15 protein-coding genes are annotated in these 16,895 nt (G+C 43.6%); 9 read left to right on the top strand and 6 right to left on the bottom strand.

Annotated features, from left to right (window positions below; translation table 11 throughout):
* Positions 1-137 (bottom strand): DUF4372 domain-containing protein (locus tag AC1DV1_RS07825; protein WP_477357647.1); only part of this gene is annotated, 137 nt, incomplete at its 3' end.
* A 284-nt stretch (positions 138-421) separates the two neighbouring features.
* Between AC1DV1_RS07825 and AC1DV1_RS07830 the strand changes: the two genes are divergently transcribed.
* The gene (locus AC1DV1_RS07830) at positions 422-820 is read left to right on the top strand and encodes a response regulator (RefSeq protein WP_477357250.1); all 399 of its coding nucleotides are present in this window, start codon (positions 422-424) and stop codon (positions 818-820) included.
* A gap of 142 nt (positions 821-962) precedes the next feature.
* Here the strand turns inward: AC1DV1_RS07830 and AC1DV1_RS07835 are convergent, their stop codons facing one another.
* The 3 genes from AC1DV1_RS07835 to AC1DV1_RS07845 all read right to left on the bottom strand — a co-directional run bounded on the left by AC1DV1_RS07835 (position 963) and on the right by AC1DV1_RS07845 (position 8,722).
* On the bottom strand, positions 963-5,117 hold the full coding sequence (locus AC1DV1_RS07835; protein ID WP_477357252.1) for a hybrid sensor histidine kinase/response regulator: 4,155 nt from the start codon (positions 5,115-5,117) through the stop codon (positions 963-965).
* A gap of 190 nt (positions 5,118-5,307) precedes the next feature.
* The gene (locus tag AC1DV1_RS07840; protein ID WP_477357254.1) at positions 5,308-7,815 is read right to left on the bottom strand and encodes a cation-translocating P-type ATPase; all 2,508 of its coding nucleotides are present in this window, start codon (positions 7,813-7,815) and stop codon (positions 5,308-5,310) included.
* Positions 7,816-7,864: 49 nt separating this feature from the next.
* Positions 7,865-8,722, bottom strand: a complete 858-nt coding sequence (locus tag AC1DV1_RS07845) for a universal stress protein (protein ID WP_477357256.1) — start codon at positions 8,720-8,722, stop codon at positions 7,865-7,867.
* Positions 8,723-9,273: 551 nt separating this feature from the next.
* Here AC1DV1_RS07845 and AC1DV1_RS07850 point away from each other — a divergent pair.
* The 5 genes from AC1DV1_RS07850 to AC1DV1_RS07870 all read left to right on the top strand — a co-directional run bounded on the left by AC1DV1_RS07850 (position 9,274) and on the right by AC1DV1_RS07870 (position 14,056).
* Entirely contained in the window at positions 9,274-10,995 is a 1,722-nt protein-coding gene (locus tag AC1DV1_RS07850; protein ID WP_477357259.1) for a M28 family peptidase, read from the top strand.
* 63 nt (positions 10,996-11,058) lie between these two features.
* Entirely contained in the window at positions 11,059-12,360 is a 1,302-nt protein-coding gene (locus tag AC1DV1_RS07855) for a 4Fe-4S dicluster domain-containing protein (RefSeq protein WP_477357261.1), read from the top strand.
* 24 nt (positions 12,361-12,384) lie between these two features.
* Positions 12,385-12,831, top strand: a complete 447-nt coding sequence (locus tag AC1DV1_RS07860) for a DUF2750 domain-containing protein (RefSeq protein ID WP_477357263.1) — start codon at positions 12,385-12,387, stop codon at positions 12,829-12,831.
* 10 nt (positions 12,832-12,841) lie between these two features.
* Complete coding sequence (locus AC1DV1_RS07865; RefSeq protein ID WP_477357265.1) at positions 12,842-13,633, top strand: (Fe-S)-binding protein; 792 nt, start codon at positions 12,842-12,844, stop codon at positions 13,631-13,633.
* Positions 13,634-13,648: 15 nt separating this feature from the next.
* Positions 13,649-14,056 (top strand): hypothetical protein, encoded by a 408-nt coding sequence (locus AC1DV1_RS07870; RefSeq protein WP_477357267.1) that lies wholly within the window; start codon positions 13,649-13,651, stop codon positions 14,054-14,056.
* A gap of 6 nt (positions 14,057-14,062) precedes the next feature.
* On the opposite strand, the gene AC1DV1_RS07875 is transcribed toward AC1DV1_RS07870, so the two are convergent.
* Positions 14,063-14,545: a hypothetical protein gene (locus tag AC1DV1_RS07875; RefSeq protein WP_477357269.1), complete on the bottom strand. Its 483-nt coding sequence runs from the start codon at positions 14,543-14,545 to the stop codon at positions 14,063-14,065.
* A gap of 45 nt (positions 14,546-14,590) precedes the next feature.
* Between AC1DV1_RS07875 and AC1DV1_RS07880 the strand changes: the two genes are divergently transcribed.
* From AC1DV1_RS07880 to AC1DV1_RS07890, 3 genes are read left to right on the top strand one after another with little or no spacing between them, the layout of a single operon-like run.
* Positions 14,591-15,076, top strand: coding sequence for an ABC transporter ATPase (locus AC1DV1_RS07880; RefSeq protein ID WP_477357271.1), 486 nt, complete (start codon positions 14,591-14,593; stop codon positions 15,074-15,076).
* Positions 15,077-15,094: 18 nt separating this feature from the next.
* Positions 15,095-15,286, top strand: coding sequence for a hypothetical protein (locus AC1DV1_RS07885; protein WP_477357273.1), 192 nt, complete (start codon positions 15,095-15,097; stop codon positions 15,284-15,286).
* Between the two features lies 1 nt (position 15,287).
* Positions 15,288-15,623 carry a type II toxin-antitoxin system RelE/ParE family toxin gene (locus tag AC1DV1_RS07890; protein ID WP_477357275.1) on the top strand — a complete coding sequence of 112 codons (336 nt, stop codon included), beginning with the start codon at positions 15,288-15,290 and terminating at the stop codon, positions 15,621-15,623.
* A gap of 94 nt (positions 15,624-15,717) precedes the next feature.
* Here AC1DV1_RS07890 and AC1DV1_RS07895 read toward each other — a convergent pair whose 3' ends face one another.
* Entirely contained in the window at positions 15,718-16,803 is a 1,086-nt protein-coding gene (locus AC1DV1_RS07895; RefSeq protein ID WP_477357277.1) for an alpha/beta hydrolase, read from the bottom strand.
* Positions 16,804-16,895 lie beyond the last annotated feature (92 nt).

Raw genomic sequence — 16,895 nt, forward strand, 5'->3', positions numbered from 1 at the left:
TGGTCATATGTCTTAAACTTCTTACAATAATGATTGGAATTGTGCGCAAGGGTTAACTGTTCGACTTTAGCGCCCGGGATATAAGAAAGTAGCTGATTGAAGATCGGCTGTCCGGTAAAAAATGTACTTTTGGGCATAAGTTCAAACTTTGGGTGTGGTAATTCAAAGTTAAACTTTACAGGGGCTATTTGCCCCTGTTTTTTTCTTTAATATGTTTACCGGACAACAGTGAGTTGTGAGTTGTGAGTTGTGAGTTGTGAGTTGTGAGGAATCGACCAGAGACTTTATTGTTTTAATTATTTCAAACTATTTTTCGAAAAGCGACAATGACCAATGACAGCGAAGCGAAATGACTAATGACAAGCGCAGCGTAAATCATGGCATCGAATTTGCATTAGACACATTATAAACATAAAGAGATATGTGCCGGCTTTTGATAATTGACGATAACCCGATTGAACACCTGATTTTACAGCGGATGATTGACTCCGGTAAGCTCTTTCAACATGTTACACATAGCTCGGATGCCCGGTTGCAAATTCAATCTTTAAGGGAAAACAGCAGTTTTAATGATAAACTTCCTGATTTAATATTTTTAGATCTTCATATGCCCGATTTTAACGGCTGGGAATTCCTGGCTCAATTTAAGGAGTTAATTCCCCTTTTTAAGAAAACAGTTGATGTATACATTGTATCGTCATCCATTGATCCCAGGGACTTTTCAAGATCAAAGAATTATCCGTTCGTCAAATCCTTCGTCTCCAAACCTTTTAGTAAACAAACTTTAAACGATACCTATTTAAGGTACTCGGCGGCGTAACAGGTCAAACGCATCTAATTGGGTTAACATAACTTAACATATTTCAGATAAAATATTTACAAGTTATTGATAGTCAATATTTTATATTTTGTCATGGTTAACACTAAACCTGATAGCACAATTCGCTCTGCCGAAACAGTATTTAGTAATCCTGCGTTTTTTTCCACCATTTTTCTATCGCCGATAGTATCTCATCCACTTTTATAGGTTTGCTCAGATAATCATCCATGCCGGCAGCAAGGCATGCCCCACGGTCTTCGGGCATAGCATTCGCTGTCATCGCCACAATAACGGGCTGATGAAGATGTTGCTGCCTAATTTGCCTGGTGGCCTCCAGCCCATCCATCTCGGGCATCTGAACGTCCATAAAAATCAGCCCATAATTTTTGCGGGTAAGCGAATCCAAAGCTGCCAGTCCATTCGGGGCCACATCAGGTGCATAACCCATTTTTGTGAGTACCCGCATGGCCAGCTTCTGGTTAATCAAATTATCTTCTGCTATCAGGATATCTATCGGATATTGCCTGGCAAATTCTTCAGTAAACAGGTTTCCGCGCACATGGGGTTCGTGGGCCACATCAACCTTTTTTAACTGGCTAATGATAGTGCTATAAAGCACATGATATTTAACAGGTTTGGCTACTACAGCGTTAAAAAGACCAGGTTCTTTTTTGTACTGTTCATGGCTTGCTGGCCCAAGCAAAATCACACGCACAGCGGGGTAGCTGGCCAGTATAAGTTTTGTCATCTGGAAGCCATCCATTTCGGGCATATTAAAATCGGCCAATACCAGGTCAATCTTATCATTCACAGCCAATATTTCCAGGGCCTCACTCCCCGACCCTACCGCTGTCGCAGTAAATTCCCATTGTGCAAGTTGCGCCTGCAATACCCCGCGGCTTGCATCATTGTCATCAACAATCAATATATGTTTTCCTTGCAAGCCGGCATGGCTTTCCAAATGCTCGGCTATACCACTTTCATGCCCCTTTGCCGATTTAATATGGAAACAAAAAGTAGTACCTTTCCCAAATTCGCTTTCAACTTTAATATCACCGCCCATCAGTTCAATCAGTCGTTTGCTAATGGTAAGGCCTAGCCCGCTCCCACCGTATTTGCGGGTTGTACCCGAGTCGACCTGTGAAAAAGCATGAAAAAGTTTGTCTAATTTTTCGGACGGAATCCCTATACCTGTATCGCGGACGCTAAACGATAAAGCGAAATCCTGGTTGTGGCCGGGCACCATACTTACATTAATAACAATCTCGCCCCGTACAGTAAACTTAACGGCATTACTCACCAGGTTTAGCAGTACCTGCCTCAGGCGCAGCTCATCGCCAAAAACAACTACCGGAACATCGGGTGCAATCTGGTAAAGCAACTCCAGGTTGGGTTTAAACGCACCACCTGCAAACACATCGAGGGTACCCTCAATACAGGTCCGCAGGTCGAAATCGTTTTCATCCAGCTCCATTTTCCCCGATTCTATCTTCGAAAAATCCAGGATATCGTTAATTACAGATAACAACGCATCGCCGCAATTTTTAATGGTTTCGGTATACTCTTCCTGCTCGGGGGTAAGCTGCGTGCCCGATAAAAGCATGGCCATGCCCACTACACCGTTCATCGGCGTGCGTATCTCGTGGCTCATGGTAGCCATAAAAAGGCTTTTGGCCGCGTTGGCCTGCTCGGCCTCCATTCGTGCTTTATGCTCATCAATTGTCATTTTGGCCAGCAGCTCGGTACGTTCCTGTACTTGCCGCTCCAATACCAGCTGCCGCAGTTTGATAAACCTTACCCGGTACCTGAAAAGCCCATATATAGCGGACGCTAAAACGATAACGGCGAGCAATTTGAACCACCATGTTAACCAAAATGGAGGTACAATGGTAATTTTAAGTGCAGTTGTCACCGGCGACCATTGCCCGGCGCTACTCTGGTACTTTATTTTAAAATAGTATTCGCCGGCAGGCAGGTTGGTGTAGGAGGCAGTATTCCTGCTCCCAACTTCACTCCACTGGGTATCATAATTCTGCAGGATAAAGGCGTATTTTTTCCTGTCGGCAGAGGCAAAGTCGAGGGCAGCATATTCCATCGAGATATCAGATTGCCTGTAGGATAGGGTAATACTCCTGGTATCAGCTATGTCCTGCTTCAGCGCGTTTGGATCATCCGCACGTAATACGGTGCTTACAGGTTTGTTGAAAACAAGAAACGATGTTATAACCACCGGCGAAAATGGTGCCGGCCGGAGTATCCGCGCCGGATAAAAAGCGTTAAAGCCATTAATGCCTCCAAAAAAAATCGCCCCATTGCTTGTCCTTAAAGCCGAATGTGGTTTAAAATCATCGCCCTGTAAGCCATCTTCGGTTGTGTAATTTTTAAACAACCGCGTAACCGGGTTGTACATCGATATGCCGTTGTTGGTACTGGCCCAAAAATTACCGGCACCATCCTCTTTTATCGCATAAATTATATCGCTGGCCAGGCCATCTTTTTTGGTGAAAACTGTAAAATGCTTAGTAACCGGGTCAAATAAATTAAGGCCACTAATGGTACAAAGCCATAATTTACCTTTGCTATCTAAAAAAATATCTGTAACCGTATTACTGCTCAGGCTGTTCCGCCCGTCCTGGTGCCTAAAATGGGTAAAAACGCCTGTTTTACTATCTAACATATCAAGCCCATTATCATTTGTGCCAATCCACAAGTTGCCATCACGGTCTTCGCACAAATCATAAATGCGGTTGCTGCTGATGCTTTGCGGGTTATGCGCATCGTACCTGAAATGTTTAAACTTGCCGATTTTATGATTATAAAAGTCCAACCCGTCATTAAATGTTCCCAGCCAGGTGTTTTGATCTTTGGTATGCAGTATGGCGTAAATATTATTGCCGCCTGGCCCATCCGGTTTGGCGGGGTTTGCCTTATAATTTTTAAATGCGCCCGTTTTAGGATTAAATATACTGAACCCATCGCCCCAGGTGCCAATCCATAGGTTTCCATCGGGGTGTTGGGTTGTAGTTAGCACGTAATTGCCTGCAATACCGTTTTTGCCGGCGGGCGGTTGTTTATAATGCCTAAAGGACCCAGTTGACCGGTTAAACAGGTCGAGCCCGCCGCCATCGGTACCTACCCAGATATTTTTATCCCGATCCTCAAACAGGTCAAGCACAAAATTGCTCGAGAGGCTTGATGGTGAAGAATTGTGCTGGTAAAGTGCAAAGCTGGAAGTTGCCTTTTTATAAAGGTTGATTCCACCACCAAAAGCGCCCAGCCACATATTGCCGGTTTTATCTTTATAGATGGCATTAATAGTGATGCCTTTTATACTGTTATTGTCAATATCGTCATGCTGGTAATTATAAAGATTGCCAGAAGCATCCAATAAATTTAGCCCGCCATGTTCGGCCCCTATCCAAATATTGCCATCATCATCCTGCCCCAGGCTATTTACTGTGTTTACCGAACTGGTATTACCCAGGCTATCTTTATTGTTTATGTGCCTTAAAGTGTGCTTTGCAGGATTAAATACAAAAACCCCCTGTGATATAGTGCCCAGGTACAGGTTGCCGGCCCTATCTTCATAGATGCAAAAGATATGATCGCCTGATGCGCCTACATCATTATCTGAATATTTAAACCTCGAAAAGTTATTACTTGCCGGCTGGTAAAGGTTTAACCCGCCGGCCGTTCCCACCCACAGGTTGTGGTGCGAGTCGGTAAAAACTGTGTATACGGTATTATTGCTCAGGCTATTACTATCCACGTCGGAATGTGTGTAATGCCTGAATTTGTTTGAACGCACATCGAGGTAATCAAGCCCTCCGTTTTGGGTCGCTATCCACAAATTGCCCGCACTATCAAAACTTAGCCGATTAACCACATCTACAGCCAAGCTTGCGGGGTCATGGTCGTTATGCAGGTACCTGATAAAGCGGCCGGAAGCCCTGTCAAACTTATTTAATCCACCTTTGGTGGCTATCCAAATATTTCCGGATTTATCTTCTGCCAGGTCGCTGATAACGTTGTTGCTTAACGAACTGATGTTAGCCAGGTCAAACCGATAGTTGGTGAATTTATACCCATCGTACCGGTTAAGACCATTGCCGGTGCCAATCCACATAAACCCGCGGCTATCCTGGATAATACTGCTTACATCAATCTGCGATAGCCCGTCCCGGGTTCCGATATGCTCAAACTTCAGGCTTTGGTTTTGCGCAAAACAAGCCAGCGGCATGCCCGCAAATAAAAAAACACTAATCCATAAATGAATGATCTGGCTGGCTTTAAGCACGAATTGTATAATTAGGTCTGTGCACTGTGGTTTATGGCAGTACTACACGTAGTTTACGTATTTTTACGCCACAAGTTTCGTTTCCAGAACGGCGGACCCGTTTTTTTAAAAAACAGGGCGAAATTTTGGCACTTTTATTTTTAAATGCTATAAATTCCTTATTCCGCATTATTCACCCTGGGTGCGGATCTTAACTTAATTGATTTGCCCTCCGCTTTCTCCACTTAACAATTTCATACCAGGCAACAGATGAAAATCCGGCACCAAAAGCAAACGCTAATTGAAACAAACTCAGCGATGCAAACCCAAAGAAAACGGATAAAGGTTTTACGTAAAGCAATAAACCAGTAATGATTATGGTGATACCAATTATGAGCAACACCAAATTGTTTTTATACTTTATAGTTGTAAAAAGTGAATAATAAAAGGAGCGATTTACCAGCGTGAGCAATACATTGGCAGCTATAAGGCAGGTAAAAACCATGGCGCGGGTTTGCGGCTCATTTAACCCGGCTTTTACCGCCCATTGGTAGGTAACTAAAGTTCCGGCGGTTATCATTAGCCCCTGCACAACGCTGGTGGCTAACTCCTTCCAGTTAAAAAAAGTAGTAGTAAATGGCCGGGGCTTTTGCAGCATGGTATTTTTTTCCATGGGTTCGTTTTCATAGATGATAGAACAGGTAGGCCCCATAATCAATTCTAAAAAAATAATATGCACCGGCGAAAATATGTTGGGATATACCCAGCCGAGTGCCAGAGGGATAAACACCGTTAGTATGATGGGTATGTGGATGGAGATGATATATTGTATTGCCTTTTTAAGGTTAGTATAAATCTTGCGGCCCATGGCCACTGCATCTGTCATTTTTGATAAATCATCTTCCAGCAATATGAGCGACGCGGCCTGCCTGGCAATTTCTGTTCCCTTTTTGCCCATGGCTATGCCAATATGAGCGGCTTTAAGTGCAGGGCCATCGTTAACGCCATCGCCTGTCATGGCTACTATTTCCTGTTGCGCTTTTAATGCATTAATAATCCTGAGCTTTGCATCGGGGTACATACGGGTAAAAATGTTTAGCTTTTCAACACTATGCTCAAGCTGTTTGCTATCCAGTTCCATCAGTTCATCACCACTGATGCATTTATCGGCGCCCTTAAAGTCAATTTGCCGGGCAATTGCGGCTGTGGTAGCAGCATTATCTCCGGTTACAATCTTCACTGTAATACCTGCCTTATAAAAGGTTTCGAGTACTGCTTTTATATTTTTTTTAGGCGGATCATAAAAAGCCACCAAACCTTTAAACCCAAATTCAAACTCCTGTTGTGTAGCAGGAAAATTGTCTCCGGCAAAATGGGCCTCCGCCACCGCCAAAATACGATAGCCTTCAGATGCAAGTGCATCAATAGTAGTTTGCAACTGCTGTAGTTCGGTTTCAGCCAGTCCGGCTACCTTCATTATCGCCTCGGGTGCGCCTTTGGCTGCTATAATCCGTTCCTTATTGTCGTTTTCAAACAAGTGGGTCATCATGGGCGGCTTACCACCCAGCGGGTATTCGTGAACCATTTTATATCGGGGCCTTTCATCGGTTACGGCCGTTTTTGTATAGGCCTCATGCAAAGCAATTTCCATAGGATCAAAAGGAATAGGCTCGCTGGCCCACATCGCCAGCCTTATAAGTTTCCGTTCAGGTTCATCGTATGTTCCACCGGCATCCGTAACCTTGCCCGATTCGAGTGCGAAAACCTTAGCCAGGCTCATTTTATTTTCGGTAATGGTACCGGTTTTATCGGTACATATCACAGATGCGCTGCCCAGGGTTTCAACCGTTTTCATTTGCTTAACTACTATACCCATTTTCATTAAGCGCCAGGCACCTAAAGCCATAAACGAGGTAAAGGCGACCGGTATCTCCTCGGGCAAAATACTCATAGCCAGGGTAAGCGCCTTAATCAGGCTATCAGTAAGGTTGCGGGAATGCGTGTAGTTAATAGCCCATACTATAATAAAAATAATGGCGCCGGCAACCACCATTTTTTTTACAAAATTGTTAATCTGTAGTTCAAGCGGGGTCTTTTCTTCGCTAATTGCTTCCAGGCTTTTGCCAATAGCGCCCAGCCGGGTTTTATTGCCAATAGCCGTTACTTTGGCAATCGCCAGGCCGCCGGCCACCGTAGTACCTCGCAAAATTGTATTATCTGTTGACGATTTATCTTTATAAACCGGCAGCGATTCGCCGGTAAGGATACTTTCATTTACCGAAAAATCATTCGATTGGATAATTACGCCATCGGCCGATACAGAAGTACCTTCTTCAACAATCAAACAATCGCCAATAACCAGGTCGTCGCTTTTTATTTCTACTATAACACCATCCCTTATCACTTTGCAGGTTGGCTGCGAGTAATCTTTAAGCTTATCAAGGGCATTCCTGCTCCGCGAATCCTGGTATAGCGAAATGCCCGATACCAATATAACGGCCGATGCCAGGAAAAAGCCGTCGCCATTTTTCCCGCTGATAAAATAAATAGCCGCGGTAACCAATAATAAAATAACCATTGGCTCCTTTGCAATACTTTTTAGGGCATCAATAAAACCGTTTTCTTTTTTATAGGTAAGGCTGTTGGCGCCATACCGCTGCCTGGCCTCTGTAACCTCCTTGCTGCTTAGTCCTTTTATATCCAGGTTATTTAATGTCATTTGGGGCTTTTGAATCGGCAATTAGTAAAACAATCGTCAAACAAACTACTTATTGAATGTCTGCGGGAATAACCATCAGTGGGATATGATGGTGACCAAGCGCTTTCTCGGTGGTAGATTTCTTAAAAATACTTGAAAGCAAGCCATGCTCATAATGAACCAGCGCAAGCATATCCGATCCGTTCTCTTTGCAAAGGTGGTTCAGCCTGTCAATTACATCTTTCCCGCGTATCTGTTTATAAACAATGGCCGAATCTTCAAGCTTTTTGATATGCCTTAGCAAAGCTTTTTCTTTATCAGTATCCTCATACTTTTCAAACACCGATATATGTACTATTTCCAGCTCAAAACCCAACTTGTTGCTCAGATTGGCCAGGTAGGTGACGGCAAAATTATCAAACGGTTCAAATGCAGTTGCTAAAGTGATTTTCTTCAGCTTTTCCAGCGTAACCTTTGGAGGAATAATTATAACCGGGCATGATGCATGGTCAATCACATCCATAGTATCGCTACCAAAAAAAAGATGATTAAGCGGGCTGTTTAAACTGCCGCCCATTACTATAAACGATACTTTTTTTTCATTAATAACTGCCGCCAGGTTATTTCCCAGCGAGCCTTCGCCACATTGCATGTGGATTTGGGGCTTAAATGCTTCATCAACCTTCCCGTTGTGTAAATGGYCCAATTGCCTGGCCAACTGATGAAGCGCGGTGTTGCTGTCCCCTTTCCGAAAAACAAGCTCATCAACCGCTAAAGGTCCACCTGCATAAACAGGTATTACCGGATGGTTATAGTATGAATTAAAAATAATGATGTCGTTGTGCAATTTCGCGGCAAGCAGCGGGGCTGCCTTGGCTGCGTGGTTTGCATTTTCAGAAAAATCGGTAAGCACGAGGATGTTATTCATATCGCCTGAATTATTAAGTAAAAATAACCTTAAATAAAAGCGTAACTTATAATGCAAGTCATTAACAAATCTGATTTCCATCACTTTATGAACGCTGTAAAAAGGCATGGGATGAGATTTATTGGGAGGATGCTTTTTTCGCGCTAAAGCGCAAAGCACAAAAAACAATCAAATCGCTTAGTTTCTTAGCGCCTTGCGAGTTGTAAAATCGGGAACTCTGAAGGCCAGATGATGTACATCGCATGTCGGCGAGTTGACTCACCCCGACGAGGCTGCGCCCGTCTGCCCCTCTCTCCGACTGCGTCGCATAGAGGGGCTAAAAAAATATTTTTCTTTCCTCAACCCTCTTCGCGGCGCAAGCCGGAAAGAGATTCGGCCAGCGCAGCGTAGCCGGGGTGAGTCGTGACCAGCGTTCAAATCAAATGTGCGTGTGAACCAACATGTCAGGCAGATTCGATTGCATGCGGGAGACGCATGTGATGCGTCTCTACAAAAAACATTGCAACCTCCACCTATTTTGCTTTATACCCGGCAATCGCTAACTTGCCCTTATGATTAAACCGTTATTAATAACATTGCTTGCACTATCTGCCGGGGTGGCAAACGCTCAAAGTTCAAATGCTATTGATAGTTATTACCCCCTTTTGCGAAATACATTTATTGAGGCCAATGCTTATAAAACGGTAGCGTTTGTTGAAAAACGCTGGAGGATTCCCGGTAATTCGGGCTTTAACGAAAGTATATACGAAGTTGAAAAAACACTACAGCAGGCCGGATATAAAAAAGAGGTAAAAGGTGAGGCCGACGGTCCGCTAACCTACCGCATTGAAACCCGCGAAATGCACCGCCCCACCTGGGAACCGGTAAACGCGGTTGTAACCATTGAGGGCGACGCAAAACCCTTGCTTACGTTTACTACCAACCGCAACATGCTGGCTATTTATTCAGCAAGTACCCCGCCGGGAGGAGTTGACGCCGATGTGCTTTTTGTTGATGAAGCCGGCATGAAAAACCTCGACGGCAAGGATTTAAAAGGCAAAATTATTTTTGCCGAAACTAATGTGGGCAGGTTTTATACATCGGCTGTTAAAAACGGCGCGCTTGGTGCAATGGGTTATAGCATGCCAGCCTACACGCAGCCCGAAAAAAATGTAAATTCTATCCAGTTTGGCGGTATCAGGTACCAGGATTCGTTAAGCCAGAAATTTGGGATCCTGCTTTCGTATGCTGCTAAAGAAAGGCTCAAAGCGGCTTTACAAAAAGGGCCGGTTAAGGTTCACGTTGAGGTGGAATCAAAAATATATCCGTCAAAAGAGCTCACCATTGTGGCTAATGCCCGCGGCACAGCCAAACCCGACGAACGTTTTGTATTTAGCGCGCATGTACAGGAGCCGGGCGCCAATGACAACGCTACCGGAGTAGGTACGCTTGCCGAAATGGCAAGGGTAACCGCGAAGCTTATCGCACAGAAAAAATTTAGCCCTAAACGTACCATCACGTTTTTATGGGGCGATGAAATTGTATCAACAGGCAGGTATATTACTGAAGATACCCTGAGGGCCAAAGGTATTAAATGGGGATTAAGCCTGGATATGGTGGGTGAAGATGTAAGCAAAACAGGCGGCAGTTTCCTGATTGAAAAAATGCCCGACCCATCGGCTATCTGGACCCGTGGTAAAGATAAGCATACTGAGTGGGGTGGCAGTGAGTTAAAAGAGTCGGATATGTTTCCGCATTATTTTAATGATCTGGTGCTTAACCGCTGCATGCAGCAGGGCCGCGATAATGGCTGGGTAGTAAAAAGCAACCCTTTTGAAGGCGGCAGCGATCATACCCCATTTTTGCAGGCCAAAATTCCCGGTTTATTGATGTGGCATTTTACCGATGTATTTTACCATACCGATGCCGACAGGTTAAATATGGTTTCGGCACAGGAAATGAAGAATGTGGGTGTAAGTGCGTTGGCTACAGCCTATACACTAACCGCGGCAGATGAACCAACTACGTTAACACTGATTGACGAGCTGCAAAAAAACGCGGCCGACAGGCTAAAGGATGAATATGCTTTGGGCGCGCAGGCCATTAAAGACGGATTGCCGGCCGATGCCGAAAAACATAAAATTGATGTATGGGCAAAATGGTATACCGATGCTTTAAGCAAAATGACAGATATTAACGTTGAGGGCAGCACAGCGCCAATAAATACCAGGATAGCAAACGCAAAGCAGGCAGTGATGAATTTAAATTTAAAAATTGACGCCGATCTTAAATAACAAGTAACATTTTGCCGTTTCAACAATTCAGCTAACTTTGAATAAAAATACTATGCACGCATAATGATTGCACAGGCTATATTTATCATCATTTTAGGGGCGGCCGTTTACCTGTTTGCCAAAAACGCAGTCAAAATAAGGCGCAACATATTATTGGGTAAGGATGTTGACCGCAGCGACGAGCCGGCAACGAGATGGGAAATAATGGCCAAAGTAGCCCTTGGCCAAACCAAAATGATTAAGCGCCCTGTTGCGGCCATAATGCATTTTTTTATCTATGTAGGCTTCGTTATCATCAACCTGGAAGTGCTGGAGATTATGATAGACGGCATTTTTGGGTCGCACCGTATTTTTTCGACCCCACTGGGTGGCTTGTATAACCTGCTGATAGGCGGTTTTGAGGTGCTGGCGGTGTTGGTACTTGTTGCCTGTATTGTTTTCCTAAGCCGGCGTAACATTGTGCACCTGAAGCGCTTTTCGGGCACCGAGATGACCCAATGGCCAAAATCAGATGCCAACTATATCCTTTGTATAGAAATATTGCTAATGACCGCGTTTTTAACCATGAACGCGGCCGACTATAAACTACAGCTATTGCATTTTGAACATTATGTAAAAGCAGGCAGTTTCCCCGTAAGCTCGCTTATAGCGCCGATTTTGCCCGATAGCGCAGCTTCATTGGCGATGCTGGAAAGAGGTTGCTGGTGGTTTCATATTATAGGTATCCTTGCGTTTTTAAATTACCTGCCCTACTCCAAGCATTTTCATATCCTGCTGGCTTTCCCCAATGTGTATTACTCAAACCTGAACACCAAAGGAAAATTTACCAATATGGCATCGGTTACCAACGAGGTTAAGGCCATGCTCGATCCTTCCTTCGTTCCGGAAAACACAGGCGAGCCTGCAAGGTTTGGCGTAAAAGATGTAACCGACCTTACCTGGAAAAACCTGATGGAGGCCTATACCTGTACCGAGTGCGGCAGGTGTACATCGGTGTGCCCGGCAAATATTACCGGCAAACTATTATCTCCGCGTAAAATTATGATGGATACCCGCGACAGGCTTACCGAAGTGGGCAACAACCTGGATAAACACGGCAAGGATCATGATGATGGCAAATCGCTGTTGGATAATTATATCTCCCGTGAAGAACTTTGGGCCTGTACTACCTGCAATGCCTGTGCCGAGGCCTGTCCGGTAAATATCAACCCGCTGGAGATAATTGTCGAAATGCGCCGCTACGTAGTGATGGAAGAATCACAGGCACCGGCAAGCCTGAACAATATGTTTAGCAATGTAGAAAATAACGGCGCCCCCTGGAAGTACAGCCAGGCCGATAGGTTGAACTGGGCAAACAACGATTAATTACAGGTTTTATTAAATACAGATATGCTGCAGGATACCGCAACCATCGAACTGAAATATAATTTATTTATTGAACGGGCAGCCGCAGCCAAATCGGTATGGGGATTGAAAAGTAAAACAGGCTGGGCCAATTCGCACTCGAGCGATGATGAAGACATTAGCGTGATTCCATTTTGGTCGGACAGGGCTCTGGCCAAAGCTTGCGCACGTGATGATTGGAAAGGCTACCTGCCGGTTGAAATTCTGATAGCCGAATTTTTAGAAAGCTGGTGTGTGGAAATGCACGAAAACGACGTTCTGGCCGGTATTAACTGGGATGCCAAATTGTTTGGAAAAGAAAGCCCCGCCTTAAATGTAGCACTTGATATCCTGAACCAGTTAAGTACCAACAACACAGCCATTGTATTTAAAAACTACAATGGCGTAGATGACTTTATAGCCAATATAAACGAGTTGCCCGACGACTTATAATCCGGATTTTATGACAAACTTCAAAATACCCACCATGGCCCAAATGGCCGCCGACGGCATTGAACCCGAAATACTGTTCTGGGTAGGCTGTGCAGGTAGTTTTGACGAGCGGGCGCAAAAAATAACCCGCGATATATGTAAAATACTGCATCATGTAGGTATCAATTTTGCCGTTTTGGGTACCGAAGAAAGCTGCACCGGCGACCCCGCCAAGCGGGCCGGTAACGAGTTTTTGTTCCAGATGCAGGCCATGACCAATATTGAAGTGCTTAATGCTTATAATATTAAAAAAATAGTAACCGGCTGCCCGCACTGTTTTAACACCATCAGGAACGAATATCCGGGTTTGGGTGGTAATTATGATGTAATACACCATAGCCAGCTGATACAACAACTGATTGATGAAGGTAAGCTGAAAGCCGAGGGAGGCGAAAGCTTCAAAGGCAAAAAAATCACCTTTCATGACCCCTGTTACTTAGGCCGGGCAAATAATGTTTATGAGGCCCCGCGTGCCGCGCTGGAGATACTGGATGCCGAACTGGTTGAAATGAAACGTTGCAAAAGTAATGGTTTATGTTGCGGCGCAGGTGGCGGGCAAATGTTTAAAGAACCCGAACCTGGTAAAAAAGAAATTAACCTTGAACGCATGCAGGATGTAATTGAGGCAAAAGCAAATATTGTAGCTGCCGGCTGCCCCTTTTGTATGACCATGCTTACCGATGGCGTTAAGCTCCAGGATAAACAGGACGAGATACAGGTGTTGGACATTGCCGAAATAACGGTAAGGGCAAATGGGTTATAATAGCGCTTTAAACAAATGAAGATTTATTGGCTAGCTTTTATGTTGATGATTACTACCGTGTTGCGGGCAACGGAGCGCGCCACTTGTATGATTCACCCAATTAATGAAAGCGAGTGGATTGAAGGGCAGTTAGCAAACAAATTTTATAAATTACATGAAGTTCACGTTGTTGTTGAGCAGTTGCATCGGCTAAACTTCCATCTTTCAACAATGGTTGTAAAAAGGCCGACTCCGGATGAGCCTTATTATATAGTAGACGTAGGCCACTCTGGTATTTATCGGTTTGAAACCCGCTACGAATTTAAAATAATGAAAGTTGATGTTAACAAGATAGACATTAAACCTTACGTGGCGGTATGGGATGGATTTAAAGGCGATTACCTGCCACTATATAAATATCGAAAAATCCATCGCCCTAAATAGTCGATATTATAAGCTCTTCGCTTTAAAGTAATTCAACGCTATTTTCAAACTATCCAATCTTGCGGGGCTCATGTGTTTTACGGGCAGTTCAATGGCGGTAGCCATCGAGTCTAAGTCACCTTTAGGGTCTTCGTAAGTTTGTACAATAATATCGTCGGTTAGGGTACTTAGTTTAAGGGTTCCTGTGGTATCACTGCCCAGGTATTCCACGTTGTTGAGGCGGTGTAAATTAAACGAAAAATACTCTTGCCTGTCGTGTTGATAAGTTTTCCTTAAACGCAAAAAATAATCGTTGGTAAGTATTAATTCCCACTTTTTCAGTGCGATATCCGGCGGCGGATTAAATGACTCTGTAAGGCATTTGTTGCTCCAGGCAAGCCATTCCTGGTCGTCCAAACCCGGTTTAAAACCGTAAATAAAGCTACTGGAGGCCAAAATTGCCATAATTGCCGCAGCTTTTTTTATTAACGACGAGATTGATGTTTCCATGACAACAAAATGTTACCCTAAGTTAATAAATTGATATTTTTGCAAATGGAATTTTCTCAACAGTCAAGAGTTTGGATCTACCAGGCCGACAAAAAATTAACCGACGAAGTGGTGCAACAAATCCAGCAGGAACTGGATAAATTCACTACCGGATGGACAGCGCACAACAACCAGTTAAAGGCCAAGGGCGAAGTGCGTTACAACCGTTTTTTGATACTCATTGTTGACGAAAGCCAGGCAGGCGCCAGCGGCTGTTCAATTGATAAGTCGGTACACTTTATGCAGAATATCGGGCAGCATTTTAACATCAACCTGTTCGACAGGTTTAACCTGGCCTACCGAGATGGCGAAGAAATTTTATCCCTCCCCCGCCATGCTTTTGAGGATATGCTGAAACAAGGCAAAATAAATACCGAAACCATTGTATACAACAACATGGTACAAAACCTTACCGAACTGGAAACCAAATGGGAGGTACCATTTAAAAACAGCTGGCATATTCAGTTGTTCAGGGATTTGGTTAATGGTTGATAATCATTAAATTTGTATATGACAACTTTCACTGTACAAGTAAAAGATAGCGATGCGGAGATGCTGCTAACGATCTTGAAAAAATTCAAGGCAAAAGTTATTGAGTTGCCAAAAGAAAGTGAACTTACTCAGGAGATAGCTACGGCATTAAACCAAGTAAAACAGATCCAATCCGGCGAGATAGAATCACTTAGTCTTAAGGATATATAAGATGCCTAATAAGATCTTTTATACGCCTATTTTCATCAAAAAAGCTAAGGAGTTAAAGAAAAAGCACCCGTCTCTGTCTGAAGATCTCGAAAAGCTTCAAGAGCAGCTAATTAACAATCCAAAACAAGGCGCTGATCTGGGCGGAGGATTATTTAAGGTGAGATTGACCATAAAAAGTAAAGGAAAAGGAAAAAGTAGTGGGTATAGAATAATAACCTACCTTGTTAGCCAGGCTGACGAAAACATATTTATCAATATGCTTACGCTATATGATAAAAGTGAAGAAAGTACTATCAACAAACAATTCCTGTTGAAGCTAATAAAAGAGCTTTTCTGATGTAACCCTTTACTACACAATTTATCTGTTTAACGCAATAAAATGCCCCTCCAAAAACCGTTCTGTGCCAAAGGGCTTTCAGTCTGAATTGACATCAATTAACCCTATCCAATCTTACCGGCTTTTCACCCGGGAAATTAAATACTAAATATTTTTTGCTGCCTTCTGTTTTAAAGTTGATATCGGCCTTTTCATCCTCATACATAAAAAATGAATCTTTGGCGTAAGGCGCAAACTCCTGGGGCAACTGGTCGTTTTGTTTAAAGTATAGTTTATCTCCCGACAGGTACACTTTAAACGTATCTTTTTCGTCGCCGGCTACCTTGTAATTACCGCTGTACGGTTCAAGCTCTTTTGCGGTTAGCATGATTGCTTTATGTTTTTGGCAATACGCAAAGGCTATGGCGTTTTGCATTACCTGTGCCAGGGCTGCACCATGATTTGCGCCCGGGGTAATAGCAAAATCAATATCCAGGTTTTTACAGTTTTGCTTTTTCATGTAAGTAGTAAACTGCTCAATATTCTTTGCATTTTCGTGCTCGTATGATCCCACGCCTAAAAACACCCGGCAATTAAGATCGGTATGACTTGCAAAGTATTTTTGCGCCGATGGTATTAGTTCCCTGCCGGTATTACCGGGTGCGCCTATGAATACCATATTAAACAAACCGGGATGGTTAAACAATACCATGGTGGTAAACATTCCCCCGAATGAATAACCATATAAAGCCTTATTATCATTAACCCTGTATTTGCTTTGTATAAAAGGTATTACTTCCTGCTCAATAAATGATATAAATTTCGGCCCGCCGGTTTCGGGGTTAAGATCCCGGTTACGTTTGTTGGGGCGACTGCCATAGCCTATGCCTACAATCAGGGCTTCGGTAGTTTTATAATCCTGCCTCAGCATGTTAAAGCAGTTCATGGCAACGGTCATATTCCAGTCGCCATCGGTCATGTACAGTACCGGGTATTTGATTTTTGTGGTATCGTAGCCCGGCGGAAAATGTACATAAATGGTATAATCTTCGCCGATGATTTTTGAGCTGTACTCCCATGAAACCATATCCTTATCAGTAAACGGGCTGGGCGAGGTGGTTTTTACCTGGCAGTAACTGGTACCAATAGTAAAAGCCAGTATGATGATTCCAGTAAATAACCTGAATACTCTTATAGTCATAGCCTTATATGATTTTGTGTGACGAAATTACCTGCTTTAGCTAAGATGCAAAATATCTCTTAAACGTTGCAAGCCGGTTGCGATTTAACAAT

The sequence above is a fragment of the Mucilaginibacter sp. P4_D1 genome, from assembly GCF_056401935.1.

Excerpts from the sequence above, each read along its gene's own strand:
- AC1DV1_RS07830 (WP_477357250.1), top strand. The coding sequence starts at position 422 with ATGTGCCGGCTTTTGATAATTGACGATAACCCGATTGAACACCTGATT.
- AC1DV1_RS07840 (WP_477357254.1), bottom strand. The coding sequence starts at position 7,815 with ATGACATTAAATAACCTGGATATAAAAGGACTAAGCAGCAAGGAGGTT.
- AC1DV1_RS07850 (WP_477357259.1), top strand. The coding sequence starts at position 9,274 with ATGATTAAACCGTTATTAATAACATTGCTTGCACTATCTGCCGGGGTG.
- AC1DV1_RS07855 (WP_477357261.1), top strand. The coding sequence starts at position 11,059 with ATGATTGCACAGGCTATATTTATCATCATTTTAGGGGCGGCCGTTTAC.
- AC1DV1_RS07860 (WP_477357263.1), top strand. The coding sequence starts at position 12,385 with ATGCTGCAGGATACCGCAACCATCGAACTGAAATATAATTTATTTATT.
- AC1DV1_RS07865 (WP_477357265.1), top strand. The coding sequence starts at position 12,842 with ATGACAAACTTCAAAATACCCACCATGGCCCAAATGGCCGCCGACGGC.
- AC1DV1_RS07870 (WP_477357267.1), top strand. The coding sequence starts at position 13,649 with ATGAAGATTTATTGGCTAGCTTTTATGTTGATGATTACTACCGTGTTG.
- AC1DV1_RS07875 (WP_477357269.1), bottom strand. The coding sequence starts at position 14,545 with ATGGAAACATCAATCTCGTCGTTAATAAAAAAAGCTGCGGCAATTATG.
- AC1DV1_RS07880 (WP_477357271.1), top strand. The coding sequence starts at position 14,591 with ATGGAATTTTCTCAACAGTCAAGAGTTTGGATCTACCAGGCCGACAAA.
- AC1DV1_RS07885 (WP_477357273.1), top strand. The coding sequence starts at position 15,095 with ATGACAACTTTCACTGTACAAGTAAAAGATAGCGATGCGGAGATGCTG.
- AC1DV1_RS07890 (WP_477357275.1), top strand. The coding sequence starts at position 15,288 with ATGCCTAATAAGATCTTTTATACGCCTATTTTCATCAAAAAAGCTAAG.
- AC1DV1_RS07895 (WP_477357277.1), bottom strand. The coding sequence starts at position 16,803 with ATGACTATAAGAGTATTCAGGTTATTTACTGGAATCATCATACTGGCT.